We start from the raw sequence: 23,583 nt of genomic DNA on the forward strand, positions 1-23,583 counted from the left end.
GCCCAACAGGCCTTCGCCCCTCAAGACAACAATGCCCCGACAAGAAGAGAACATGTCCTCCCCATCGAGCAGCGCGCTGGCGCATGCGCATCACCATCATGAGCACGACGGCGACCACGCGCACGGCGCCGCACCGACCGCCGCATTCCCCGGCACCGCGCTGCAGCTCGGCGTGGGCGCGCGCATCACCCTGGCGGCCGCTGCCGCGGCCGTGCTGTGGCTCACCGTAGGATGGGCGCTCGCATGAACCCGCGTGACACCATCCTCGAACTCGACAACCTGACCCTCGGCTACGACCGCCACCCGGCCATCCACCACCTCCGCTGCCGCGTTGCCCGCGGCGCGCTGGTCGCGATCGTCGGCCCCAACGGCGCCGGGAAGTCCACCCTCTTCAAGGCACTGACCGGCGAACTGAAGCCCCTGCAGGGACAGTTCCTCGTGCACGCGGGCAAGGAAGGCATCGCCTACCTGCCGCAACAGAGCGAACTCGATCGCAGCTTTCCGGTGTCCGTGTTCGACATGGTGGCGATGGGACTGTGGCGCGAGATCGGCCCCTTCCGCGGCCTTGGGCGCAGCCAGGCGGAACGCGTACGCGCAGCGCTCGCCGCGGTGGGGCTGTCCGGCTTCGAGGCGCGGCAGATCGGCACGCTGTCGGGCGGCCAGCTGCAGCGCGCACGCTTTGCGCGGATGATGCTGCAGGACGCCAACCTCCTGCTGCTCGACGAGCCCTTCAACGCCATCGACGCACGCACGATCGAGGATCTCATCGCGCTGATCCTGCAGTGGCATTCCGAAGGGCGGACCATCCTCGCCGTCCTGCATGATCTCACGCTGGTGCGGCAGCACTTCCCCGAAACCCTGCTGCTGGCGCGCGAATGCCTCGGCTTCGGCCCGACCGGCGAGATCCTCACCCCCGAACGCCTCGCCACCGCTCGCCGCCTCGCCGGCGAGTTCGACGCCACCGCTCCGGTGTGCCACCGCCCGGAAGCGGAGGCCGCATGATCGCGGAAATCCTGTTCAGCCCCTTCGCCGATTTCGAATTCATGCGCCGCGCGCTCGCGGGCTGCCTCGCGCTCGCACTGGGCGCGACGCCCGTCGGCGTGTTCCTGCTGCTGCGGCGCATGAGCCTGATGGGCGACGCGATGGCGCACGCGATCCTGCCCGGCGCGGCGCTCGGCTACCTCGCCTTCGGCCTGTCGCTGGGGGCGATGACGGTCGGCGGCATCATCGCCGGCATCGTCGTCGCGCTCGCGGCGGGACTTGTCGCGCGCTCCTCTATCCTGAAGGAGGACGCCAGCCTCGCCGCCTTCTACCTGCTATCCATCGCCACCGGCGTGATGATCGTGTCGCTGCGCGGACGCAACCTCGACCTGCTGCACGTGCTGTTCGGCTCGGTGCTGGCGCTCGACGACGCCTCGCTGCTGCTCATCAGCGCGATCACCACGACGACCCTCGTCGCGCTCGCGCTGCTGTACCGCCCGCTGGTGCTCGAATGCTTCGATGCCGCCTTCCTGCGCGGCGTCAGCGCAGCCAGCCCGATCGCGCACTACGGCTTCCTCGTGCTCGTGGTGCTGAACCTCGTCGCCGGTTTCCACGCGCTGGGCACGTTGATGGCGGTCGGCATCATGATCCTGCCTTCGGCCGCGGCGCGCCTGTGGGTCAAGCGCCTGCCCACGATGCTCGGCCTCGCCGTCGTCATCGCCTTCGCCAGCGGCATCGGCGGGCTACTCGCCTCCTTTCACGCCGACGTACCGGCCGGCCCGGCCATCATCCTCGTGACCGGCATCGTGTACGTGATTTCGCTCATCCTCGCCCCCGGCGGCATGCTGGGCGCACGCCTCGACCGCCGCCCCCACCTCGAATCCTGACCTTCCGCACGCCGCCCATGCGCCACCTCCTGCAGCGCCTGCTTGCCCCCCTCGTTGCGTCACTCCTCGTACTGTTCGGCATCGCAGCCCTCCCCGCCCAGGCAGCCCCCCTCGAGGTGGTCACGAGCTTCAGCATCGTCGGCGATTTCATCCGCCAGGTCGGAGGAGATCGGGTCAAGGTCACGACGCTCGTCGCTGCGGACCAGGACGCGCACAACTTCCAGCCACGCCCCTCCGACGCCCGCCGCATCGGCGCCGCGCAACTGGTGGTCGTCAGCGGCCTCGGCTTCGACCCCTGGCTCGAACGGCTCGCCCAGACCGCCGGCTACAAGGGCCCCCTCCTCGTCGCCAGCCAGGGCGTGGAGCCCATCGCAGCCGACGACGGGCACGACGACGCGCACGGTCACGGCAAGGGGTCCCACCAGGACGCCGTCGATCCCCATGCATGGCAGGATGTCGCGCGTGCGCAGCGCTATGTCGCCAACATTGCCGACGCCCTCGCACAGACCGACCCACCCAACGCCAAGGCTTACCGGGACAACGCCATCCGCTATGCGGCGGAACTGAAGGCGCTGGATGCGGAAATCCGCAGCGCCCTTTTCGCGGTCCCCGCCGAGCGGCGCAAGGTCGTCAGCGCCCACGATGCCTTCGGCTACTTCGCCCACGCCTACGGCGTACGCTTCCTCGCCCCGGCGGGCATCAGCAACCAGTCGGAACCCTCGGCGGCCGGCGTCGCCCAGCTCATCCGCCAGCTCCGGCGCGAGAAGGTGCCCGCCGTCTTCGTCGAGAGCGTCAGCGACCCGCGACTGATCGAGCGCATCCGCAAGGAGAGCGGCGCGCGCCTCGGCGGAACGCTGTACTCGGATGCGCTGTCGGCAGCCGACGGACCGGCGCCGACCTACGTGGCGATGATGCGCCACAACCTGCGCACGCTGCTGGACGGGATGACTCCCGGCAGCAGGTAATCAGGCTAGTGCTCAGCGCGACGATGCGGCGAGCAGCGAACCCGCCGCAACGAACATCCCGCCGAACACGCGGTTCTGCGCCTTCATCATGCGCGGGCTGCTCAGCCAGCGCCGGCAGCGTCCGGCGAGCAGCGCATAGCAGGACATCACCACCATGTCGGTGCCGACCATCGTCGCCGCGATGATGAAGAACTGCGGCCACTGCGGCAGCTGCGGATCGATGAACTGCGGCACCAGCGCGACCATGAAGACGATTGCCTTGGGGTTGGTGAGATTCACGAGCAGCCCCTGCAGGAACATGCCGCGGGCCTCGCGCGCCTCGGCGCCGTCGTCGAGCAGCTCCGCCGGCGCGCGCCATTTGCGCACGCCCAGCCAGATCAGGTAGGCAGCCCCGGCGATCTTGACCGCCAGGAAGGCCGTCGCCGACGCCGCCAGCACCGCCCCGAGGCCGAGCACGACGATCGCAAGCTGGATCAGCAGCGCCGTCTGCAGCCCCAGGATCGCGCGCAACGCCACCGCATAACCGTGACGCAGGCCCGTCGCCATGCTCAGCACCGCGCCGGGTCCCGGCGACACGGCGATCACGACCGCCGCGGCAAGAAACGCCAGCCACATGTTCCAGCTCATTGCATCCGCTCCATGGTTTCCACGTCGCCGTTCAGAAGAACAGCGCGTGCAACATCTTCGCCGACAGCAGCATCAGCACGCCGGCGAAGATCTTCTTCAACACCGCGACCGGCAGCCGGTGCGCGAGCCGTGCGCCCAGCGGCGCGGTCCAGGTGCTCACGACGCTGATCAGCACCAGCGCCGGAAGGTAGATGAAACCGAGGCTGTATGCGGGCATTCCCGTGCTGCCCCAGCCGTTTACCAGATAGCCGACCGTGCCCGCCAGCGCAATCGGGAGACCGATTGCCGCCGAGGTGCCGATCGCGTGATGCACCTTCACGTTGCACCAGGTCATGAAGGGCACCGACAGGGAACCGCCGCCGATCGCCACCAGCGCGGAAATTCCGCCGATGCCGGCCCCCACCGCGCTCATCCCGACCGGCCCCGGCAGCTCGCGCGAGGGCTTGGGCTTGACGTTGGCGAGCATCTGCAACGACACGTAGGCCATGAAGCAGGCAAAGAAGATCGCCAGCGGCTTGGACTCGATCCGCGAGGCGACGAAGGTCGCCGCGAAGGTGCCGGCGAGGATCCCCGGCGCGATGAAGCGCACGATGTCCCAGCGCACCGCGCCGTGCCTGTGGTGCGCGCGCAGGCTGGCGATGGAGGTCATCACGATCGCCGCCATCGAGGTGCCGAGCGCCAGATGCACGACATTGTCCCGCGGCATCCCCTGCGCGACGAACAGCGAAGCCAGGACCGGCACCATGATGCCCCCGCCGCCCACCCCCAGCAGGCCGGCGAAGAATCCCACGAAGGCGCCCAGCGCGAGGTAGCTCAGCCACCACACATCGAATTCCATTAGTTCCCTTTCACAAGCTGCGCGGAATCCGCTCCGCGGCGTCCCGGCCCCTGAACAAGCCGGCACTGAAACAAGCCTGTTCGCCCTGAACCCTTCGACTTCGCTCAGGACAGGATTGTCGCAGGGCACTGCTCGACAAACAAAAGCAAAAAAGAGGCGCGGATCGAAATCCGCGCCTCTCTCGTTTGGCCCCCGCAGTGTCGCCTCCGCCGGCATCCTGAACCTGGGGTTCAGGGAGGTCGCTTTCCTTCCGCATCAGGCTCACCCGGCTAGGGGCGTGCACACCTGCGGTGTCCATGGTCCGCGACCAAGTCTCTCGACATTGGTCCAAGGAATCTACGACTTCGACGACACAGCGGGGATTGACCTTACATACGCGCCAACCCGCGCTAACTACCTGTTAGAAAAGCTTTTCCTGCTGCGCGATGACTCCATCGAGCCGCGCATTCACGAGACCGATTCTACGCTTTGCGGCCTGCATGTCAAACCCGCCGGAGCGCTGAAACTGCAAAAATTCGTGCGCGATATTCAGCGCGGTCATGACAGCCAGCTTCTCGCCGGACGCATTGGTGCGCGCCGCAAGGCTGTTGAGTTTTTCCTCGAGGAAGGCGACGGCCGCGATCAGCCCTTCGCGGTCCTCCGGCCGGCAGGCGACGGAATAGGTCTTCCCGAGCAGGGAGATGTCGAGGGTGTCGGTGGCCATGTCAGGATTCCGGCAACTGCGCGAGCAGGGCTTCGAGCTTTTCCGTTGCGAGCCGGACCTTGTCCGCCAGCACACGGTTTTCCGCCTCCAGGCGCACGACGCGCGTGCGCAGCTCGCGCCCTTCCGCGCGGCACGATTCGAGCAGGCCGACGATCTGTTCGACCTGATTCTCGAGCTTGTTCAGTTCTGCGTCCATCGGCGGGATGGTAGAGGCCGACCGCGGGACGGTCAAGGCAAAAGGTATGCGATCAGGCTTCGGCCGAATGCACCCAGTCGAGCGCCTCGAACTGCAGCCGGTTCAGTTCGCCGACATCGATGCCCAGCACATCGGCAAACGACGTCACGCGCTGTGCATCGCCGCGCTCGAATGCGAGCACCAGCTCGAGGTAAGGCGCCATCGGCCCGCGCTGGTGCAACAGCGCATCCTGCATCGCATCGGGCAACTTCAGGGGCCTGATCGCGTCCTCCAGCGGCACCTTCAGCGCGACGTCGAGCAGCGAGAACAGCCCCAGCACGAAGAGCTGGGCGGCCGGATCGCGTTCACCGCGCAGCCCGCCCAGGAGTTCGAGCATGCGGCCGCGCACGAGCGCATCCTCCATCACCACCGCGGCGCCCGGCGCGCTGCGCGCACTACCCAGCAGCATCATCGACACCCAGCGCTGCAGCGGCTGTTGACCGAGCACGAGGATGGCCTGCTCGACCGAGCTGATGTGGTGGTTCAGCCCCCACGCGGCGGCATTCACGTAACGCAGCAAGCGATACGCCAGCGCGAGGTCGTGCTTGAGAATGACGGCGATCTCCTGCGTATCGACGCCGCTGCGCAGGCGCTGCAGCAGGGATGCAAGGCGCATGCCGTGCGGCGACAGGGAGTTTCCCTTCCAGTCCTCGCGACGCGTCACGAATCCGCCGGAGAACGCCGCGCAGCCGAGCCTGGCCGCGAGTTCGAACTCGTCCGGCGTGCCCACCTCCCAGGCCCACACGGGCAGATCGGCACGCCGCTGCCGCACCGCACGAATGTAAAGACCGAGGTCCTCGGGGAGGCAGAATCCCATGCGGAACAGCGCCGCATCGGCCTGCGGCAACACGCTGTCGAGCCACGGCCCGGGTTCGCCGTGATCGATCACGATGTGCACCCCGGCCTCGCGCAGGCGGGCGGCGCACGCCAGCGTTTCGGCAGAAGCTGCGCGCACGGGCAATTCGGGGCGCACCAGCAGGGTCGCATCGAGCCCCTGCAGCCGCGCCAGCGCAGGATGCGCGAGGAATCCCTCCCAAACCCTCAGGCACAGCCGGCGGGCCTTCAGCGCCGCACCGTGTCCATAGCGGTCGATCTGCTCGACCAGCAGGCCATCCATGAAATCGCGCGCGCGACGCCCGGTGGCGCGGACGCGCCCGGCGACGTCTTCGCGCAGTTCGAAGGCGTAGCCGGTGAGGTTCTGCTCGCGGTCGAGTACCTCGCTGCGACACAGCAGCGACAGCGAGGCGTCCGCGCTGCGGAGTTCCTCGTCGATGGCGGGCGGAACGCCGTGCACGGCCGCCGGGGGCGGAGGCTCGGGTGGGACTGCGGGCGGCGGCGGCTGCGGCTCGCGCGGCGAAGGGGGAATGGCCGGCGAAAACGCCGGCCGGGCGGGCTCGCTGCCGAAGAGGCGCTTCAGCCAGCCCAGCATGTCAGTGCCTGCCGCCGTCGCCAGCCGCGCGCCGGGTCATCGCGTCAGCGCTGCACCTGGGTGACGTCGCGCACGGCGCCGGTATCGGCGCTGGTCGTGAGCGCCGCATAGGCCTGCAGCGCCGCCGACACGACACGCTGCCGATTGGCCGGCTTCCATGCCTGGCTACCCTTCGCCTCCATCGCGGCACGGCGCCGGGCGAGCTCCTCGTCGCTCACCGCGAGGCGGATGCTGCGGTTGGGGATGTCGATCTCGATCGTGTCGTCCTCCTCGACCAGCGCGATGGCGCCGCCGCATGCGGCTTCCGGCGAGGCGTGGCCGATCGAGAGGCCCGAGGTGCCGCCAGAGAAGCGGCCGTCGGTGAGCAGCGCGCACTCCTTGCCCAACCCCTTGGACTTCAGGTAGCTGGTCGGGTACAGCATCTCCTGCATGCCGGGGCCGCCCTTCGGGCCTTCGTAGCGGATGATCACGACGTCGCCCGCCGCGACCTTGTCACCGAGGATGCCTTCGACCGCGGCTTCCTGGCTCTCGAACACGCGCGCCTTGCCGGTGAATTTCCAGATCGACTCGTCGACACCGGCCGTCTTCACGATGCAGCCCTTCTCGGCAATGTTGCCGTACAGCACGGCGAGGCCGCCGTCTTGCGTGAAGGCGTTGGCGCGGTCGCGGATGATGCCCTTGGAGCGGTCCATGTCGAGCTCGTTCCAGCGGCGGTTCTGCGAGAAGGCGACCTGGGTCGGCACGCCGCCCGGCGCAGCCTTGTAGAACTCGAACACGGCGTTGTCGTGCGCCTGCATGATGTCCCAGCGCGCAATCGCTTCGCCCAGGGTCTTGCTATGCACGGTCGGCACTTCGGCGTGCAGCAGCCCGGCGCGGTTGAGCTCGCCGAGGATGCCCATGATGCCGCCGGCGCGATGCACGTCCTCGATATGCACGTCGGCCACCGCGGGCGCGACCTTGCACAGGCAGGGCACTTTGCGCGAGACGCGATCGATGTCGGCCATCGTGAAATCGACCTGCGCCTCGCGGGCGGCGGCCAGCAGGTGCAGCACGGTGTTCGTGGAGCCGCCCATCGCGACGTCGAGGCTGATCGCGTTCTCGAAGGCCTTGAAGCTCGCGATCGAGCGCGGCAGGACCGCCGCGTCCTCCTGCTCGTACCAGCGGCGCGCCATGTCGACGATGGTGCGGCCGGCCTTGCGGAAGAGCTGTTCGCGGTCGGCGTGGGTCGCGAGCACGGTGCCGTTGCCTGGCAGCGACAGGCCCAGCGCCTCGGTGAGGCAGTTCATCGAGTTGGCGGTGAACATGCCGGAGCACGAACCGCAGGTCGGACAGGCGGAGCGCTCGACGGCGTCGACCTCTTCGTCCGAGCAGTGGCTGTCGGCGGCCTTGACCATCGCATCGACGAGGTCGAGCGAGATGACCTTGGCTTCCCACTTGACCTTGCCGGCCTCCATCGGCCCGCCGGAGACGAAGATCGCAGGGATGTTGAGGCGCAGCGCGGCCATCAGCATGCCCGGGGTGATCTTGTCGCAGTTGGAGATGCACACCATCGCATCGGCGGTGTGCGCATTCACCATGTATTCGACGCTGTCGGCGATCAGCTCGCGTGAAGGCAGCGAATACAGCATGCCACCGTGGCCCATCGCGATGCCGTCATCGACGGCGATGGTGTTGAACTCCTTGGCGACGCCGCCCGCGGCTTCGATCTCGCGCGCGACGAGCTGGCCGAGGTCCTTGAGGTGCACGTGCCCCGGCACGAACTGCGTGAAGCTGTTGACGACGGCGATGATCGGCTTTTCGAAGTCGCCGTCCTTCATGCCGGTGGCGCGCCACAATGCGCGGGCGCCCGCCATGTTGCGGCCGGCGGTGGAGGTACGGGAACGGTATTGGGGCATGGTGTCCTCGGCTCAGGGTTCGGGCGCACGCTGCATCGGCAGTGCGTCACGCGGAAGCAAGTCTTGGAATTCTAACCGAAGGCAAACGGCGCTCGGCTATCATTGCCCACCCGAGCTCCCGACACCAACGATAACCATGACCGAGCAAAGCGCCCCCGACTCCGCCACCGACGGCTTCGACCTCGATCCGATAGAGACCCGCGTGCTGGGCGTGCTGATCGAAAAAGCCTTCGTGACGCCGGACGCCTATCCCCTCTCGCTGAATGGCATCGTCACCGGCTGCAACCAGCTGACGGGGCGCGAGCCCGTGATGAGCCTGTCGGACGGCGAAGTCCAGAGCGCGGTCGACAGCCTGATGGCGCGCAAGCTGGTATCGCGGCGCGACCAGGCGAGCGGACGCGTATCGAAGTACGAGCACCTCGTGCGCCTGCGCCACTCCCTGCCGCCGGCCGAACAGGCCGTCCTCGCCGTGCTGCTGCTGCGCGGCGCCCAGACGGCGGGGGAGATCCGCCAGCGTGCCGAACGCATGCACCGCTTCGACGACATCGCTGCAGTCGAGGCGGTCCTGGAGCATCTCGCGGAGAAATACCCGCCGATGGCCGACGCCCTGCCGCGCGCACCGGGCACCAAGGAGACGCGCTACGCGCACCTGCTCGGTGGAAGCGTGGCCTTCGAGGCGATGGGCGAATCGCTCGCGGGTGCGCCGACGGGCGGGGCTGCGCGCGGACGCACGAGCGAACTGGAGGACGAGGTGCGACGCCTGCGCGAGGAGCTCGACCGGCTGCGCAGCGAGTTCGACACCTTCCGCGCCCAGTTCGACTGATCCGGAGCGTGTGGAGAAGATGCTGATCCATCCGCAGTTCGACCCCGTCGCACTATCGCTCGGTCCGCTTTCCGTGCGCTGGTACGGCCTGATGTATCTCGTCGCGTTCGTGCTGTTCATGCTGCTCGGACGCGTCCACGCGCGTCGGCGCCCGGAAACTGGCTGGATGCCGCAGCAGATAGACGACCTGCTGATGTACGGCATGCTGGGGGTCGTGATCGGCGGGCGCCTGGGCGAGGTGCTGTTCTTCCAGCCCGCATACTATCTCGCCCATCCGGCCGAGATCCTCGCCGTCTGGAAGGGCGGCATGAGCTTCCACGGCGGCTTTCTCGGCGTGCTGGTGGCGATGTGGCTGTATGGCAGGCGCACAGGTAAGGGGTTCTGGAACGTCACGGATTTCATCGCGCCGCTCGTGCCGACCGGCCTCGCCGCCGGGCGCATCGGCAACTTCATCAATGGCGAGCTGTGGGGTCGGCCGGTGGACGGCGACCTGCCCTGGGCAATGATCTACCCGTGGGTCGACAACCTGCCGCGCCATCCGTCGCAGCTGTACCAGGCGGCCGGCGAGGGCCTGCTGCTGTTCGTGCTGCTGTGGCTGTATGCGGCCAAGCCCCGCCCCGCACGGGCGGTGTCGGCGGTGTTCCTGCTCGGATACGCGGTATTGCGCTTCACGGCGGAATTCTTCCGTACCCCGGACCCCGGGATTTTCGGCATTCTCTCCATGGGGCTGTCGACGGCCCAATGGCTGTGCGTGCCGATGTTTGCCGCCGGTGCGTGGCTGCTCGCGGCGAGTCGCGAGAAAGGGGCTGGCGCCCGCTGAGAGATGCTCGACGCCCGCGCAGACGGGCGCAGGAAAATAACCGGACGGCATGTTTGTGAAACCCGCTTCGTGCGAAAGTTCGCATGATGACATGCTCATTTCTGGCACGATGACGCAAAGGAGAGTGCAGATGGCACCCGGATTGGTATCGCGCAGTCTTTCGAAAGTCCGCGAAATCGTCGCCGGCGCAACCGGGCGCAACGGCGAGCCGACCGAGAAGCAGCTGGACCGGATCCGCCGCCAGCTGCACGAATGTGCGGAGAACCGGGGCGGCGAAGTCTCGACGCGCATCCGCGCGGCACGCCTGGCCGATACCTACCTGAAGCTCGACGACGCCGGACGGCATGCCTTCCTGCGCATCATCGCACTCGAGTTCGGCCCCGAGCCGGCACGCATCGCCAAGGCGCACGAGGCCTACCAGGCCGCCGTCGGCACGCCGAAGCAGTGGGATGCCGAAGCCCAGCTGCGCGCCGCGATGCGCTCGTCGCGCATCCGCATCCTGACCCAGTTCAATGCGATTCCACAGGGCGTGAAGTTTCTCGTGGACCTGCGCGCCGACCTGTTGCGCTTCCTCGATGACGACAAGGAACTCAAGTCGCTCGACCGCGAACTCGAGGCGCGACTCACCGCGTGGTTCGACGTCGGCTTCCTCGAGCTCGCACGGGTCACGTGGAACTCGCCCGCGGCGCTGCTGGAGAAGATCGTCCAGTATGAGGCCGTGCACGAGATCCGCTCATGGAAGGACCTGAAGAACCGGCTCGGCTCGGACCGCCGCTGCTACGCCTTCTTCCATCCGCGCATGCCCCAGGAGCCGCTGATCTTCGTCGAGGTCGCACTGCTCGACGCCCTCGCCGACAACGTCCAGAAGCTGCTCGACGAGAACGCGCCGGCGGCCGACACGGAACGTGCCGATACCGCCATCTTCTATTCGATCAGCGCCACCCAGGACGGGCTGCGCGGCGTGTCCTTCGGCAATTTCCTGCTCAAGCGCGTGGTCGACGACCTGCAGCGCGATTTTCCGCGCCTGAAGACCTTTGCGACGTTGTCACCGATCCCTGGCCTGGTGAAATGGGCGCAGAAGCATCCCGGGGAAGTGCGCGCCGCCTTCGGCGAGGAAGACTGGAAGCGCCTCGCCGCCGCCGGCATTGACGGGCCCGAATCCCCCCGCCTCGCCGCCATCCTGGCGGGCAAGGCAGAGTGGTCCGGCGACCTGGCGCTCGCCCGCGCATTGCGCGATCCGCTGCTCAAGGCGACCGCCGCCTACCTCCTTGAAGCCAAGCGCGACAAACTGCCGCTGGACCCCGTCGCCCGCTTCCATCTCGGCAACGGCGCCCGCGTCGAGCGGCTCAACTGGCTCGCCGACACTTCGGAGAAGGGCCTCGGACAGTCGTGGGGCGTGATGGTCAATTACCTGTACGACCCGGATCGCATCGTCGATAACGTCGAGGCCTTCGTGGACACGGGTCGCATCGACGCTGCAGCCGGTGTCCGCCGCCTCGCACGACGATAGGAAACGGGACCGGCCGCGATCGTGAAATTCTCGCTCCGCCTCAGCTCGATCCGCATGCGGCTGCTGCTCGCCAGCACCGTGGTGCAGGTCGTCCTGCTGACCCTGCTGCTCGCGAACAGCGTCCGCCTGATGAACCAGGCGACGAACGCGAGCCTCAACACGCTCGTCAACCAGAACGCCACCATGCTGCACGCGATGGCGGTGGCGTATGGCGACATGGGCGAATTCGACGCCCTGCAGGACGTGCTCGGGGAACTGCTGAGCGAGGCCGACGAAGGCCTCATCTACGTGCGCATCGTCGCGCCCGACCGGCGCGTGCTCGTCAATGCCGGCCTGCCCGAGGCGCAGGCCTTGCCCGAGGTCGACCACGCCAACGTCCGCGGTGCCGCCAGCGGCGGCGTGGTGCATGTGCGACGGCCGCTACTGCTCGAGCGCAACCAGGTCGGGATCCTGCAATTCGGCGTGTCCGTGTCGGTGCTGGCGGCGGCGCGCAAGGCGATCACCGAGCAGGGCGCGGCAATCGCGCTGGCGGAGATCCTGCTGACCTTCGGCCTGCTGTCGGGCATCGGCTACCTGCTGACCCGCAACCTGAGCCGTCTCCTCGCAGGCAGCGAGGCGATCGCTACGGGCAAGCTGGATCACCGCCTGCCCGAGAACGGCCACGACGAACTGGCCCGCCTGGCGCGGCGTTTCAACGTGATGGCGGCGAACCTGCAGGACCGCATCGGCGACCTGCAGGACTCGGCCGAGCGCCTGAAGATCAGTGAACAGCGTTACGAACTGGCGATCCAGGGGGCACACGACGGCCTGTGGGACTGGAATATCGCCGAGGGGCAGGTCTACTGCTCGCCGCGCTACTGCGAGATCGCCGGCCTCACCGCCGGGCGCCTTTACTACCGCACCGAGGAGGTCCTCACGGGCATCCACCCGGACGATGCGCCGGGCTACCGGGCGAAGATGATCGAGCACCTGAAGGGCTTCAGCACCCAGTTCAAGTGCGAATACCGGGCGCACCAGCAGGACGGCAGCTACCGCTGGGTCATGACGCGGGGGGTCGCGGTGCGCGGCAGCGACGACCGCGCCGTGCGCATGGCCGGATCGATCAGCGATGTGCACGACCACAAGCTTGCCCAGGTTCGCCTGCAGTATGACGCGCTGCACGACGGCCTCACCGGTCTGCCGAACCGCGCCCTGTTCCTGGAGCACGTGCGCAGCGCCCTCGGGCAGCAGCGCCGCATCGGCAAGCAGGATTTCGCGGTGCTGGCGATCAACCTGCAGCGCTTCCGACTGGTGAATGACAGCTTCGGACACGAGGCCGGCGATGCGCTGCTGCGCCACGTCGCGCGCATGCTCCAGGAAACGATGCGCTACGGCGACATCGCGGCGCGGGTCGGCGGCGACCAGTTCGCGTTGCTGCTAAACGGCATCGAGAACCCAACCGAGGCCCTGCGCCTCGCCGAGCCGCTGCGCGAGCGCCTTTCCAAGCCGACCAGCGTCGCCGGCCAGATCCTGTACCCGAAGTTCCGCATCGGCATGGCCTTGAGCAGCGACTACCAGGACAGCGAAAACGGCGACACGATGCTGCGCGATGCGGACAACGCCCTGCAGCGCACGCGCCAGCGCGGCGGGGACTCGGTGGCCATCTTCCATGCATCGATGCACGCACAGGCGCTGGAAAGCCTGCAGCTCGAGGGCGACCTGCGCGATGCGCTGGCGCGCAACGAGCTAAGCGTGCATTTCCAGCCCATCGTTGCCCTCGACAACGGATCGATAGCGAGTTTCGAGGCGCTGGTGCGCTGGCGCCACCCGGTCCGGGGCATGCTGCCGCCCAACCTCTTCGTGCCGCTGGCAGAAACGCTGGGACTCATCCACGAACTCGATATGCGGGTGCTGACGCGCGCCTGCGAACGCGTCGCCCAATGGCGGGAACGTGCCTGCAGCGGAGCCACGGTCCCCAGGGTCAGCGTGAATCTCTCGGCGACGCAGTTCGCGCGCCCGGACCTCGCCGGCGAGATCATCGCCGAGATCGATCGTCACGGACTACCGCGGGACATGCTGCGCTTCGAGGTCACCGAGAGCGTGCTCGCCCAGCCGGAAGGGCCCGCCGCCGAGATCCTGCAGAAGTTGCGCACGGCAGGGATGTCCGTGCTGATCGACGACTTCGGCACGGGCTACTCGGCGCTGAGCTACCTGCATACGATCCCCTGCGACCTCGTGAAACTCGACGGCTCTTTCGTGCGTTCGCTGGAAAACGACGAGCGCCTGCGCACGATCGTCGCCAGGAGCATCGAACTCTGCCACGACCTGGGGATGCGCGTGGTCGCAGAGTGCATCGAGACGACGCGTCAGGCCGAACTGTTGCTCGCGATGGGCTGCGACTACGGCCAGGGCTACCTGTTCGCCCGCCCGCTTGACGATGACGCTGTCGAACAACTGCTGTTCGGCCAACAGTTGGCCCAGGAGGCCAGTGCATGAGTGTGACGAGGCTGCTGCGCCGCTGCGCCGCGATGTTGTCATTGGCATTTGCCGCGCCCCCCGTGCAAGCGGGTCCGGACGAAGCGTCATACCCGCCGCGGTTCGAACTCTCGGGCTTCGGCACGCTCGGCGCCGTGACCACGGACGACAAGGACGTCTGGTTCACACGCTATGGCGTGAATTTCCCGGGCACGAAGGATCCGGATTTCAGTCCGGACACCCTCGTCGGCATCCAGGGCAGCCTGCGCCTCACGCCCTACAACGACATCACGCTGCAAGGCCTGGTGCGCGAGGACGGCGACGCAAGCCAGGATCCACAGCTCACGCTGGCCTTCTTCCGGCAAACGCTCGCTCCGGGCCTGTCGATGCGCATCGGCCGGGTTCGCGTGCCCTTCTTCATGCTGTCGGACTCGCTCTACGTGAATTACGCCAATCCGTGGGTGCGCCCCCCCGTGGAAGTGTACGGACTCAATCCGTTCAACGACCTCGACGGCATCGACTTCATCTACCACGCGCGGCTAGGCGCCTTCGACATCGAGGTCCACCCCTATTACGGCGGCGGCCGCATTCCGTTTCCCTTGGGCAAGGCGCGCCTGAAGGAAGTCCTTGGCGTGAACCTCGGCTTGAGCCGCGGCGATTTCTCGCTACACCTGGGGCACGGGGAAGGCACATTCACGCTCGAACGCGGCGACACGCTGTTCCTCGCGGTTGCGAACATCCTGCAGCGGACCGGCCAGAGCGGGGTGATCGCCGACCTGTCCGGCACGCACGGGCGCACGAGCTTCGATTCGGTCGGCGTGCAATGGGAGGACGCAGACTGGCAGCTCATCGGCGAGTACGCACGGCGCAAGACCAACCGCTATGCGGCGAGCGCGCACGGCTGGTACCTCAGTCTGGGCAGGCGCTTCGGCGCGGTGATGCCCTATGTGATGGTGGCGCGCCAGAAGCTGGACGAGCAGTTTGCCGACGCCAGACTCCCCCCCGGGCTGCCGGCGAAGGCATGGGACCTGTTCCTCGTGTCGCGCAACAACGCCCAGCGCAGCGTCACCCTGGGCGCACGCTGGGAGCTCGCCGCGTACGCCGCGGTGAAGGCCGAAGTCACCCGAGCCAGGCCCGACGATGACGCCTGGGGATCCTATGCGCCATCGGGCGATCTGCAGACGACGCGCATCGGCGGCCGCACGCTGAATACCTTCAGCCTGTCGCTCGATCTGAGCTTCTGAGGGGGAGCCGGTGACTCGCTTGCTTCGCGCCTTCTTCCTCGCCTTCCCGCTGCTGATCGCGCCCTGTGCGCTCGCCCAGACCGTCATCGTTGCGGACGCCCACAGCCCATTGCCGGCACTCACGCGCGAGCAGGCAGAACAGTTCTACCTCGGCCACGGGCACACGCTGCCCGACGGCAGCGTCGTGACGCTCGCGGACCTGCCCCCGGGCTCGATCCGCGACCAGTTCTACCAGCAGCTCACCCGCAAGAACCCGAGCCAGATTCGCGCCCACTGGTCGCGCATGGTGTTCACCGGCCGCGCGCTCCCCCCCCAGCAGGCGGAGAGCATGGCCCAGTTGCGGCAATGGCTGGCGTCGCAGCCCAATCTCATCGGCTACATGCCCGCCGCCGACGCGGACGGGCGAGTGAAGGTGCTGTTGCGCCTGCCCTGACCCTCCCGTCTGGGTGCCCCGACTCCGGGGCTCTTGCTCAGAGCGGCGCAACGACCTCGAGCGCAAGCTCGCCGACACCGGCGACGACGCCGTGCAGGCGGTCGCCGACGACGACCGGCCCGACGCCTTCCGGTGTTCCGGTAAAAATCAGGTCGCCCGCCTCCAGCCGGTAGTAGCGCGAGAAGAAGGCGATGATCTCGGGGATCGTCCAGATCATGTCCGACAGGTCGCCGCGCTGCCGCGTTTCGCCGTTGATGTCGAGACGGATCTCACCCGCGCCGAGGACGCGGCCCGCGGCCGGGACGATCTGCGAAATCGGTGCGGCGCAGTCGAAGGCCTTGCCACTGTCCCACGGCCGGCCGAGCGCCTTCGCTTCCGCCTGCAGGTCGCGACGCGTCATGTCCAGCCCCACGGCGTAGCCCCAGATGCAGCCGCGCGCCGCTTCGGGCGTCAGCTTGCTGCCACCTGCGCCCAGCGCGACCACCAGTTCGATCTCGTGGTGAACGTCGGCGCTGGCCGGCGGATAGGGAAACTCGCCGCAGTTGCCCGCGGCCACTGGCAGGACGGCATCGGCCGGCTTGGTGAAGAAGAACGGCGCCTCGCGGGTCGGATCCCCACCCATTTCACGCGCATGCGCCGCATAGTTGCGTGCGATGCAGTAGATGCGCCGCACGGGGAACAATCCTCCCCCCGCCACGGGGACGGCGGGACGCGGGGCGGGCTCGATCACATAGGCATCGGACATCTCTCGTTTCTCCATAGTCTGCAGCGGACTTGCGTCCCGGGAACGGGCAACGGGGCATGGAACGCGCCAGGTTGGCGCGTGGCGGGAGGGGATCAGAACACAGGGGAGTTGACCCGGCAAGCGACGGATGTTGTAATGCGAATCGTTCCCATTTGCTTTATCGATCACGTCATGCAGGCACAGGACCACGCGCATTGCCCCCCTACCCGCGCCGCGGAAGCCGCGCCGCACGCCCGCGAGGCACGCCAGGCCGTCGGTGAGGTGATCCCCAGCGAACGGCTACTCCTCGGCCAGGCCTGCGTGACGATCGACCATGACGGCACCCATTACGTGCTGCGTGCGACACGTGCGGGCAAATTGATCCTTACGAAGTAATCGGCATCCACCACCACGACAAACGGAACAACGAGGCTAGACTATGTATGTCTGCATCTGCAACGCAGTGACCGAACGCCATATCGGCGAGGCAGTCAGCGAAGGCGTCTCGACCTTGCGCGAGCTGCGGACCCGGCTTGGCGTCGCAGGTGAATGCGGGCGTTGCGCAACCTGCGCACGCGACTGCCTGCGTACTGCGATGGCGGAACGGACGACGACCGCGAATTCGGCGAGATCCGTGTTCGCGCCCTCGTATTCCATGGCAGTGGAGGCCGTATGAAAGGCGACAAGAAAGTAATTCAATACCTCAACAAGCAGCTGACCATCGAACTCACCGCAATCAACCAGTACTTCCTGCATGCGCGCATGTACAAGAACTGGGGCCTTGGAAAACTCGGCCATCACGAGTACGAAGAGTCGATCGAGGAGATGAAGCACGCCGACAAGCTGATCGAGCGCGTGCTGTTCCTCGAGGGGCTGCCCAACCTGCAAACCCTCAACAAGCTGATGATCGGCGAGAACGTGCCGGAATGCCTGCAGGGCGACCTCAAGCTCGAGCAGGGCGGACGCGCGGAGCTGATCGAGGCGATCGCGTACTGCGAGTCCTGTAAGGACTATGTGTCGCGGGAAATTTTCGAGGAGATCCTCGAGGATACCGAGGAGCACATCGATTACCTGGAGACTCAGCTCGAGCTCGTCGACAAGGTCGGACTGCAGAACTACCTGCAGTCGCAGATGGGCGGAGCGAGCTGACGCACGTCCGTCCTTTGCGCCGGCCCGGCAGCGCCGGCGCACACAATCACCGCAAGCCAGTTCTCCCGCAGAACGAGCCAGCGCCAACGATCGAACGGAGAACTGGCAAGCATGCATACCCGGCGCCCGGGCGAATTGAACGCCCCCTCCCTGCGGCAAGGCCCCGCCTTCGCCGCGCACCGCCTCGCCCTGTACGTTGCGTTCGCTGCGCTGCTCATCGATCAGCTGATTCGCTGAACGCAGCGCCACGTTCCTGCCGATGGCCCCGATGCCCCACTCCCATGCCCTGCCTTCGGCTTCGTTTGCGCCGCCGCGCTGCGCCTCCGGGCGCCGGCCGCTGAGCTTTGCCCCGCCCACGGACACCGTCGTGTCCGAACAGGCTCCCCGTCTGCGCCGCCGCACTCCGCGCGTCGAGCGCGCGGCGACCCTCGTGCTGGTGACGGTCGTGCATATCGCTGCGCTCGCCGGGTTGGCACGCTTTGCTCAGCGCCCCGCCGCCGTGCCGGAGAGTCCCATTTCGGTGGCGCTGATCGAACTGCCCGCGCCTCTGCCGGTGGTCGCTCCGACACCACCGGTGCCCGTCGTTGAGCCGCCGCCAAAGCCGACCCCGCGTCCGCAGGCGCGCCCGCCGAAGCCGGCACCGAAACAGGTGACCGAAGCGCCGACGGCGATCCGCAGCGAAACGCCCGCGCCGCAAGCCACCCCCGAACCGGTACGTGAAACCGCCGCGCCGACGCCTCCGGCCCCTCCCGCGCCCGCCACCCGCCCCGCACCCGAGGCGACGCCCACGGTGGTCGCGGCCCGCTTCGACGCCGCCTACCTGAACAACCCGGCCCCCGCCTACCCCCCCCTGTCGCGCCGCATGCGCGAGGAGGGCAAGGTGATGCTGCGCGTGCAGGTCACGGCGGAGGGCTTGCCGGCACAGGTCGATCTGGCGGAGAGTTCGGGCTACGCGCGCCTCGACGCCGCCGCCCGCGAGGCGGTGCAGCGTTGGCGCTTCGTGCCGGCGAAACAGGGCGGACAGCCCGTCGCCGCCGCGGTCATCGTCCCCATCGTATTCAAACTCGAAGGAAACTGAACATGCTGACCGACACTTTCGGGCTGTCCCACCTGTGGGCCCAGTCGGATATCGTCATCAAACTCGTCGCCTTCACCCTCGTGGTGATGTCGGTGGCGAGCTGGTATCTGATCGCCGTACGCACGACGCGCCAGCTGCGCGCGCGCCGCTTCGACAGCGCAGTCGAGGGCTTCTGGAGCGCCGCCAATCTCGACGAGGGCCTGCGCCGCGTATCGCAGATCGCGCCGGATTCGCCCTTCGAGGCGCTCGCACGCCAGGGCGCGGCCGCGGCCGAGCACCTGCGCCGCCACACTGCCGCAGACACCCTGGGCGGCAAGCTCGACGCGGATGAATTCGTCACGCGCGCACTGCGCAAGTCGATCGCCCTGTCCACCGCGCAGCTCGAGTCCGGGCTGACGGTGCTCGCCTCGATCGGCTCGACCGCGCCCTTCATCGGCCTGTTCGGCACGGTGTGGGGCATCTACCACGCCCTGATCGGCATCAGCACCTCGGGCGCAGCGACGATCGACAAGGTTGCCGGCCCCGTGGGCGAGGCGCTGATCATGACGGCCTTCGGCCTGTTCGTCGCGATTCCGGCCGTACTCGCGTACAACACCTTCACGCGGGCGAACCGGCTGGAGCTGTCCGAACTCGATGCCTTCGCGCACGACCTGCTCGCATGGTTCACCACCGGGACACGCCTTGCCAGCACCCCCGCCGAACAGGCTCCGCGTGCCGTCGCGCCGGCCGCAGCGGCCAAGCTCGCGGGAGCCGCGTGATGGCCTTCGGCAGCTTCAACGAACAGGGCGGCTCGGCGCCGATGAGCGAGATCAACATGGTCCCCCTCATCGACGTGATGCTCGTGCTGCTGATCGTGTTCATGATCACGGCACCCCTGCTCACGCACTCGGTCAAGATCGACCTGCCGACCGCGGCGAGCCAGGCGAGCAACGAGAAGCCCGACACCGTGACGCTGGCGCTCGACGCCGCGGGCACGCTGTACTGGAATGACCAGAAGATCGGCGACGACGAACTCGCGGCGCGGCTCGCAGCGGCTGCAGCGCAACCGGTGCAGCCCGAGCTGCATCTGCGCGCCGACCGCGAGACGCGCTACCAGAAGCTCGCCGAGATCATGTCGGCGGCGCGCACCGCCGGCATCCAGAAGATGGGATTCATCACCGTACCCGAGCACTGACCGACGGGGCCGCCAGGCCCCCTCCCGTGGGAGCAAGCGGCTTCAGCCGCGAATGGGCGGTGTCGCATGTGACACTGTCGATTCGCGGCTGAAGCCGCTTCCACATATCCACCGCGCCCTCGCCGCGCTCCCGATCTCGCCGGGAACCCCGCGCTGCAATACGATACAAAGCACAGGCGGGCATTCGCTATCCTTCGCGCTGTGATCTCCGTGCCCGCGCGGCGTCGCGCCAGCTCGACGGAATATCCATTTGCCAAGCTGCAGCCCTGCGGCGACACTTCGACGTTAGACCCGACAACTTGCCGAACCACGACATGACTTCATCCCCCGAGTCCAAGCCGCGCCGACTGCGCCGCGCCGTGATTGCCCTGGTCGCCCTAGGCGTGCTGGGCGCGGGCGGGTGGTTCGCGTGGACGCGGTATTTCGCGCCGCCCGACGAGCTGGCGCGCTACCAGTTCGCGACCGTGACGCGCGGGGACGTCGAGGACGTCGTCACGGCCACCGGCACGCTGCAGCCGCGTGACTACGTCGACGTCGGCGCGCAGGTGTCGGGCCAGCTCAAGAAGATCCACGTCGAGGTCGGCTCGGAGGTGAAGGCAGGCGACCTGCTCGCCGAGATCGACCCCATCGTGCTGCAGAGCCGCGTCGACGCAACTCGCGCGCAGCTGCGCAACTTGCGCGCGCAGCTCATGGACCGCGAGGCGAGCCGGACGCTGGCCGAGGTGCAGGTGAAGCGCCAGCGCAACCTGATGGCGGAGGACGCCACGACGCGCGAGAGCCTGCAGAATGCCGAGGCCGCCCTGCAGTCCGCGCAGGCGCAGGTCGAGGCGATCAAGGCGCAGATCGACCAGACCGAGTCGAACCTGCGCGCGGACGAGGCCAACCTGAACTACGCGCGCATCTACGCGCCGCTGTCGGGCACCGTGGTGTCGATCACCGCGCGCCAGGGCCAGACGTTGATCGCTAGCCAGCAGGCGCCCGTGATCCTGCGCGTCGCGGACCTTTCGACGATGACGGTGCAGACCCAGGTCTCGGAGGCGGACGTGAGCCGCCTGCGCCTGGGCATGGACGCCTACTTCACCATCCTCGGCGGCGAGGGGCGGCGCTGGGAAGGCAAGCTGCGCAAGATCGAGCCGACACCGGTGGTGCAGAACAACGTCGTGCTCTACAACGCGCTGTTCGACGTCTCGAACCCCAACCAGGCGCTGATGACGCAGATGACGGCACAGGTGTTCTTCGTCGTCGCCGCGGCGAAGGACACGCTGCTGGTGCCGATGTCGGCGCTGGCCGCGGGCCGCAGCGGGCGACCGGAACGCATGAAGACGGCGGCTGCGGGCGGGGATGGGCGCCCCGCGGGCGGCCCGGGAGCAGCCAGAGCGGGGGCCGACGCACCGAACGCACCCGACGCGAAGAAGGGCGCGGGCGCCGCGCCGCGCACGGTGACGGTCAAGGTCGCCCCCGCGCAAGGGCCGCTGCAGGACCGCCAGGTCGAGATCGGCGTGCGCAGCCGCATCCACGCCCAGGTCCTGTCCGGCCTCGAGGAAGGCGAGCGCATCGTGTCCGGCATGGCCCCGGCGGACAAGGGCAGCAACGGCAGTGCGCCGCGCCGCACACCACGCATATGAAAGCCGAACCGCTGATCGCCGGACTGGATGCGGATTCGCCACGGCGCCAGCCCTCCGGCGAGCCGCTGATCGAGCTGTCCGGCATCACCAAGACCTTCCGCAGCGGCGAGCTCGCCGTCGAGGTGCTGCACGGCATCGACCTGACGATCTATCCGGGCGAGTTCGTCGCCATCGTCGGCAGCTCGGGGTCGGGCAAGTCGACGCTGATGAACATCCTCGGCTGCCTCGACCGCCCGACCACCGGCACCTACCGGTTCATGGGGCGCGACGTCGCGGGTTTCGAGCGCGACGAGTTGGCACGCCTGCGGCGCGAGACCTTCGGCTTCGTGTTCCAGAGCTACAACCTGATCGGCGGCGCCAGCGCGCGCGAGAACGTCGAGGTGCCGGCCGTCTACTCCGGCATGCCGCCGGCCGAACGCCACGCGCGCGCGACCGAACTGCTGACGGCGCTGGGCCTGGGCGAACGCACGCGAAACCGCCCCAGCCAGCTCTCCGGCGGCCAGCAGCAGCGCGTGTCGATCGCCCGCGCGCTGATGAACGGCGGGCGCGTGATTCTCGCCGACGAACCGACCGGCGCGCTCGACAGCAAGAGCGGCGCGGAGGTGATGCAGCTCCTGCGCGAGCTCTCGGCGGCGGGGCACACCATCATCCTGATCACGCACGAGCGCGAGGTCGCCGACCAGGCCCAGCGCATCATCGAGATTCGCGACGGCAACGTCGTCTCCGATCCGGGCCCGCGACCGCCGGTCGGCCCCGAGCCCGATTTCGCGCCGCACATCGACCGCACCTCGCACATGTCGGACCTCGTCGAGGCGACTCGCACGGCGCTGCGGGCGCTTCGCGCCAACCTGTTCCGCGCGGCATTGACGCTGCTCGGCATCGTCATCGGCGTCGCGGCGGTGATCGCGATGCTCGCGATCGGCGACGGCGCCAAGCAGGACGTCATCGACCGCATCAGCTCGATGGGCACCAACCTCCTCACCGTGCGGCCCGGCGCGCCGAACCAGCGCGGGCGCGACACGACCGCGACGCTGGTGCCCGACGACGTGAAGGCGATCATCGAGCTGCCCAACGTGCTCGCGGCGGTGCCGGAGCAGAGCACGGGCGTGACGGTACGCTACGGCAGCGCCGACCACCGCACCTCGGCGACCGCCACCGGCGCCGACTACACCATCGCGCGCGACTGGCCGGTCGCACGGGGCACCTTCTTCAGCGAGGGCGACGAGCGCCGCTATGCGACCGTCGCAGCGATCGGCCAGACGGTCGCGAACGCCCTGTTCGGCGACGAGGATCCGATCGGCAAGTACGTGCTCGTGAACAACCTCGTGTTCCAGGTGGTCGGCGTGATGGGGCCGATGGGCGCGACGCCGTGGGGCTCGGACCAGGACGACGTAATCTTCGTGCCCTTCACGACCGGCAGCCTGCGCCTCACGGGCCAGCGCCACCTGCGCAGCGCCATCGTCGCCGTGGAGGACGTCGCGCAGATCGACGACACGCAGGAGGCGGTGCGCGCGCTGCTGCAGACGCGCCACTCCGGCATCGAGGACTTCCAGATCCGCAACATGGCACAGGTGATCGAGAGCGCGTCGGAGACGCAGAACACGCTGACCGTGCTGCTCGGCACCGTGGCGGCGATCTCGCTGCTGGTGGGCGGCATCGGCGTGATGAACATCATGCTGGTGTCGGTCACCGAGCGCACGCGCGAGATCGGCATCCGCATGGCGACCGGCGCGCGCATGAAGAACATCCTGCAGCAGTTCCTGATCGAGGCGCTGGTCGTGTCCGCACTGGGCGGGCTGATCGGGATCGCCGTCGGCCTGGGCGCCGCGGCCGTGATCGAGGCCTTCGACAAGCCCGTCGTGTATTCGCTGCCCCCCGTGCTGCTCGCCTTCGGTTGCGCCTTCGCGACCGGCCTGATCTTCGGTTACCTGCCCGCGCGCAAGGCCGCCCGCCTCGACCCGGTGGTCGCCCTTGCGTCAGAGTGATGCC

Annotated in this window: 26 protein-coding genes; 19 read left to right on the top strand and 7 right to left on the bottom strand. The window is 68.1% G+C overall.

The window, feature by feature from the left end; all coding sequences use genetic code 11:
- The first annotated feature begins 52 nt into the window (after positions 1-52).
- Genes U5817_RS21745 through U5817_RS21760 form a run of 4 tightly spaced genes read left to right on the top strand, consistent with a single transcriptional unit; the run spans position 53 to position 2,833 of the window.
- Entirely contained in the window at positions 53-247 is a 195-nt protein-coding gene (locus U5817_RS21745) for a hypothetical protein (RefSeq protein ID WP_169132435.1), read from the top strand.
- Positions 244-1,002 (top strand): zinc ABC transporter ATP-binding protein AztA, encoded by a 759-nt coding sequence (gene aztA, locus U5817_RS21750; protein WP_169132436.1) that lies wholly within the window; start codon positions 244-246, stop codon positions 1,000-1,002. The genes U5817_RS21745 and aztA overlap by 4 nt, the downstream gene beginning before the upstream one ends.
- Positions 999-1,868 carry a metal ABC transporter permease gene (locus U5817_RS21755; protein WP_169132437.1) on the top strand — a complete coding sequence of 290 codons (870 nt, stop codon included), beginning with the start codon at positions 999-1,001 and terminating at the stop codon, positions 1,866-1,868. Before aztA ends, U5817_RS21755 begins: the two co-directional genes overlap by 4 nt.
- A gap of 17 nt (positions 1,869-1,885) precedes the next feature.
- The gene (locus U5817_RS21760) at positions 1,886-2,833 is read left to right on the top strand and encodes a metal ABC transporter substrate-binding protein (RefSeq protein ID WP_407278788.1); all 948 of its coding nucleotides are present in this window, start codon (positions 1,886-1,888) and stop codon (positions 2,831-2,833) included.
- Between the two features lie 12 nt (positions 2,834-2,845).
- On the opposite strand, the gene rhtB is transcribed toward U5817_RS21760, so the two are convergent.
- From rhtB to ilvD, 6 genes are all read right to left on the bottom strand, one after another.
- Positions 2,846-3,460, bottom strand: coding sequence for a homoserine/homoserine lactone efflux protein (rhtB, locus tag U5817_RS21765; RefSeq protein WP_169132439.1), 615 nt, complete (start codon positions 3,458-3,460; stop codon positions 2,846-2,848).
- A gap of 31 nt (positions 3,461-3,491) precedes the next feature.
- The gene (locus U5817_RS21770) at positions 3,492-4,298 is read right to left on the bottom strand and encodes a sulfite exporter TauE/SafE family protein (RefSeq protein ID WP_169132440.1); all 807 of its coding nucleotides are present in this window, start codon (positions 4,296-4,298) and stop codon (positions 3,492-3,494) included.
- 400 nt (positions 4,299-4,698) lie between these two features.
- Entirely contained in the window at positions 4,699-5,001 is a 303-nt protein-coding gene (locus U5817_RS21775; protein WP_169132441.1) for a cell division protein ZapA, read from the bottom strand.
- A 1-nt stretch (position 5,002) separates the two neighbouring features.
- The gene (locus tag U5817_RS21780; protein WP_076603233.1) at positions 5,003-5,197 is read right to left on the bottom strand and encodes a hypothetical protein; all 195 of its coding nucleotides are present in this window, start codon (positions 5,195-5,197) and stop codon (positions 5,003-5,005) included.
- 52 nt (positions 5,198-5,249) lie between these two features.
- Positions 5,250-6,665, bottom strand: coding sequence for an EAL and HDOD domain-containing protein (locus U5817_RS21785; RefSeq protein WP_407278789.1), 1,416 nt, complete (start codon positions 6,663-6,665; stop codon positions 5,250-5,252).
- Positions 6,666-6,709: 44 nt separating this feature from the next.
- The gene (ilvD, locus tag U5817_RS21790) at positions 6,710-8,560 is read right to left on the bottom strand and encodes a dihydroxy-acid dehydratase (protein WP_407278790.1); all 1,851 of its coding nucleotides are present in this window, start codon (positions 8,558-8,560) and stop codon (positions 6,710-6,712) included.
- A gap of 136 nt (positions 8,561-8,696) precedes the next feature.
- On the opposite strand from ilvD, the gene U5817_RS21795 reads away from it, so the two are divergent.
- From U5817_RS21795 to U5817_RS21820, 6 genes are all read left to right on the top strand, one after another.
- Positions 8,697-9,383 (top strand): YceH family protein, encoded by a 687-nt coding sequence (locus U5817_RS21795; RefSeq protein WP_169132445.1) that lies wholly within the window; start codon positions 8,697-8,699, stop codon positions 9,381-9,383.
- 19 nt (positions 9,384-9,402) lie between these two features.
- A complete protein-coding gene (gene lgt / locus U5817_RS21800; RefSeq protein ID WP_169132446.1) occupies positions 9,403-10,203 on the top strand; it encodes a prolipoprotein diacylglyceryl transferase in 801 nt (266 codons plus the stop codon).
- Positions 10,204-10,333: 130 nt separating this feature from the next.
- A complete protein-coding gene (locus U5817_RS21805) occupies positions 10,334-11,713 on the top strand; it encodes a malonyl-CoA decarboxylase (protein ID WP_169132447.1) in 1,380 nt (459 codons plus the stop codon).
- A 21-nt stretch (positions 11,714-11,734) separates the two neighbouring features.
- Complete coding sequence (locus U5817_RS21810) at positions 11,735-14,188, top strand: EAL domain-containing protein (RefSeq protein ID WP_407278791.1); 2,454 nt, start codon at positions 11,735-11,737, stop codon at positions 14,186-14,188.
- The gene (locus U5817_RS21815; RefSeq protein WP_407278792.1) at positions 14,185-15,411 is read left to right on the top strand and encodes a hypothetical protein; all 1,227 of its coding nucleotides are present in this window, start codon (positions 14,185-14,187) and stop codon (positions 15,409-15,411) included. Before U5817_RS21810 ends, U5817_RS21815 begins: the two co-directional genes overlap by 4 nt.
- 10 nt (positions 15,412-15,421) lie before the next feature.
- Complete coding sequence (locus U5817_RS21820; RefSeq protein WP_407278793.1) at positions 15,422-15,844, top strand: hypothetical protein; 423 nt, start codon at positions 15,422-15,424, stop codon at positions 15,842-15,844.
- Between the two features lie 37 nt (positions 15,845-15,881).
- Here the strand turns inward: U5817_RS21820 and U5817_RS21825 are convergent, their stop codons facing one another.
- Positions 15,882-16,589 (bottom strand): fumarylacetoacetate hydrolase family protein, encoded by a 708-nt coding sequence (locus U5817_RS21825; RefSeq protein WP_407278794.1) that lies wholly within the window; start codon positions 16,587-16,589, stop codon positions 15,882-15,884.
- A 171-nt stretch (positions 16,590-16,760) separates the two neighbouring features.
- On the opposite strand from U5817_RS21825, the gene U5817_RS21830 reads away from it, so the two are divergent.
- The 9 genes from U5817_RS21830 (at position 16,761) to U5817_RS21870 (ending at position 23,579) form a co-directional block, all read left to right on the top strand.
- Positions 16,761-16,964, top strand: a complete 204-nt coding sequence (locus U5817_RS21830) for a hemin uptake protein HemP (protein ID WP_169132452.1) — start codon at positions 16,761-16,763, stop codon at positions 16,962-16,964.
- Between the two features lie 43 nt (positions 16,965-17,007).
- On the top strand, positions 17,008-17,244 hold the full coding sequence (locus U5817_RS21835; RefSeq protein WP_407278795.1) for a (2Fe-2S)-binding protein: 237 nt from the start codon (positions 17,008-17,010) through the stop codon (positions 17,242-17,244).
- Positions 17,241-17,717, top strand: a complete 477-nt coding sequence (bfr, locus tag U5817_RS21840) for a bacterioferritin (RefSeq protein WP_169132454.1) — start codon at positions 17,241-17,243, stop codon at positions 17,715-17,717. The genes U5817_RS21835 and bfr overlap by 4 nt, the downstream gene beginning before the upstream one ends.
- Before the next feature lie 111 nt (positions 17,718-17,828).
- Positions 17,829-17,954, top strand: coding sequence for a hypothetical protein (locus U5817_RS21845; protein ID WP_281358750.1), 126 nt, complete (start codon positions 17,829-17,831; stop codon positions 17,952-17,954).
- A 130-nt stretch (positions 17,955-18,084) separates the two neighbouring features.
- The gene (locus U5817_RS21850; RefSeq protein WP_407278796.1) at positions 18,085-18,795 is read left to right on the top strand and encodes an energy transducer TonB; all 711 of its coding nucleotides are present in this window, start codon (positions 18,085-18,087) and stop codon (positions 18,793-18,795) included.
- Between the two features lie 2 nt (positions 18,796-18,797).
- Positions 18,798-19,553 (top strand): MotA/TolQ/ExbB proton channel family protein, encoded by a 756-nt coding sequence (locus U5817_RS21855; RefSeq protein ID WP_169132699.1) that lies wholly within the window; start codon positions 18,798-18,800, stop codon positions 19,551-19,553.
- Positions 19,553-19,969, top strand: a complete 417-nt coding sequence (locus tag U5817_RS21860) for an ExbD/TolR family protein (protein WP_407278797.1) — start codon at positions 19,553-19,555, stop codon at positions 19,967-19,969. Before U5817_RS21855 ends, U5817_RS21860 begins: the two co-directional genes overlap by 1 nt.
- A gap of 314 nt (positions 19,970-20,283) precedes the next feature.
- Complete coding sequence (locus U5817_RS21865) at positions 20,284-21,594, top strand: efflux RND transporter periplasmic adaptor subunit (RefSeq protein WP_407278798.1); 1,311 nt, start codon at positions 20,284-20,286, stop codon at positions 21,592-21,594.
- Positions 21,591-23,579 carry a MacB family efflux pump subunit gene (locus tag U5817_RS21870; protein ID WP_407278799.1) on the top strand — a complete coding sequence of 663 codons (1,989 nt, stop codon included), beginning with the start codon at positions 21,591-21,593 and terminating at the stop codon, positions 23,577-23,579. Before U5817_RS21865 ends, U5817_RS21870 begins: the two co-directional genes overlap by 4 nt.
- Positions 23,580-23,583: the final 4 nt, after the last annotated feature.

The sequence above is a fragment of the Aromatoleum evansii genome, from assembly GCF_045689615.1.
GTDB lineage: Bacteria > Pseudomonadota > Gammaproteobacteria > Burkholderiales > Rhodocyclaceae > Aromatoleum > Aromatoleum evansii.

Bases quoted from the DNA above. Each gene is read 5' to 3' on its own strand.
- U5817_RS21745 (WP_169132435.1), top strand. From the start codon at position 53: ATGTCCTCCCCATCGAGCAGCGCGCTGGCGCATGCGCATCACCATCAT.
- aztA (WP_169132436.1), top strand. From the start codon at position 244: ATGAACCCGCGTGACACCATCCTCGAACTCGACAACCTGACCCTCGGC.
- U5817_RS21755 (WP_169132437.1), top strand. From the start codon at position 999: ATGATCGCGGAAATCCTGTTCAGCCCCTTCGCCGATTTCGAATTCATG.
- U5817_RS21760 (WP_407278788.1), top strand. From the start codon at position 1,886: ATGCGCCACCTCCTGCAGCGCCTGCTTGCCCCCCTCGTTGCGTCACTC.
- rhtB (WP_169132439.1), bottom strand. From the start codon at position 3,460: ATGAGCTGGAACATGTGGCTGGCGTTTCTTGCCGCGGCGGTCGTGATC.
- U5817_RS21770 (WP_169132440.1), bottom strand. From the start codon at position 4,298: ATGGAATTCGATGTGTGGTGGCTGAGCTACCTCGCGCTGGGCGCCTTC.
- U5817_RS21775 (WP_169132441.1), bottom strand. From the start codon at position 5,001: ATGGCCACCGACACCCTCGACATCTCCCTGCTCGGGAAGACCTATTCC.
- U5817_RS21780 (WP_076603233.1), bottom strand. From the start codon at position 5,197: ATGGACGCAGAACTGAACAAGCTCGAGAATCAGGTCGAACAGATCGTC.
- U5817_RS21785 (WP_407278789.1), bottom strand. From the start codon at position 6,665: ATGCTGGGCTGGCTGAAGCGCCTCTTCGGCAGCGAGCCCGCCCGGCCG.
- ilvD (WP_407278790.1), bottom strand. From the start codon at position 8,560: ATGCCCCAATACCGTTCCCGTACCTCCACCGCCGGCCGCAACATGGCG.
- U5817_RS21795 (WP_169132445.1), top strand. From the start codon at position 8,697: ATGACCGAGCAAAGCGCCCCCGACTCCGCCACCGACGGCTTCGACCTC.
- lgt (WP_169132446.1), top strand. From the start codon at position 9,403: ATGCTGATCCATCCGCAGTTCGACCCCGTCGCACTATCGCTCGGTCCG.
- U5817_RS21805 (WP_169132447.1), top strand. From the start codon at position 10,334: ATGGCACCCGGATTGGTATCGCGCAGTCTTTCGAAAGTCCGCGAAATC.
- U5817_RS21815 (WP_407278792.1), top strand. From the start codon at position 14,185: ATGAGTGTGACGAGGCTGCTGCGCCGCTGCGCCGCGATGTTGTCATTG.
- U5817_RS21825 (WP_407278794.1), bottom strand. From the start codon at position 16,589: ATGTCCGATGCCTATGTGATCGAGCCCGCCCCGCGTCCCGCCGTCCCC.
- U5817_RS21830 (WP_169132452.1), top strand. From the start codon at position 16,761: ATGCAGGCACAGGACCACGCGCATTGCCCCCCTACCCGCGCCGCGGAA.
- U5817_RS21835 (WP_407278795.1), top strand. From the start codon at position 17,008: ATGTATGTCTGCATCTGCAACGCAGTGACCGAACGCCATATCGGCGAG.
- bfr (WP_169132454.1), top strand. From the start codon at position 17,241: ATGAAAGGCGACAAGAAAGTAATTCAATACCTCAACAAGCAGCTGACC.
- U5817_RS21845 (WP_281358750.1), top strand. From the start codon at position 17,829: ATGCATACCCGGCGCCCGGGCGAATTGAACGCCCCCTCCCTGCGGCAA.
- U5817_RS21855 (WP_169132699.1), top strand. From the start codon at position 18,798: ATGCTGACCGACACTTTCGGGCTGTCCCACCTGTGGGCCCAGTCGGAT.
- U5817_RS21860 (WP_407278797.1), top strand. From the start codon at position 19,553: ATGGCCTTCGGCAGCTTCAACGAACAGGGCGGCTCGGCGCCGATGAGC.
- U5817_RS21865 (WP_407278798.1), top strand. From the start codon at position 20,284: ATGACTTCATCCCCCGAGTCCAAGCCGCGCCGACTGCGCCGCGCCGTG.
- U5817_RS21870 (WP_407278799.1), top strand. From the start codon at position 21,591: ATGAAAGCCGAACCGCTGATCGCCGGACTGGATGCGGATTCGCCACGG.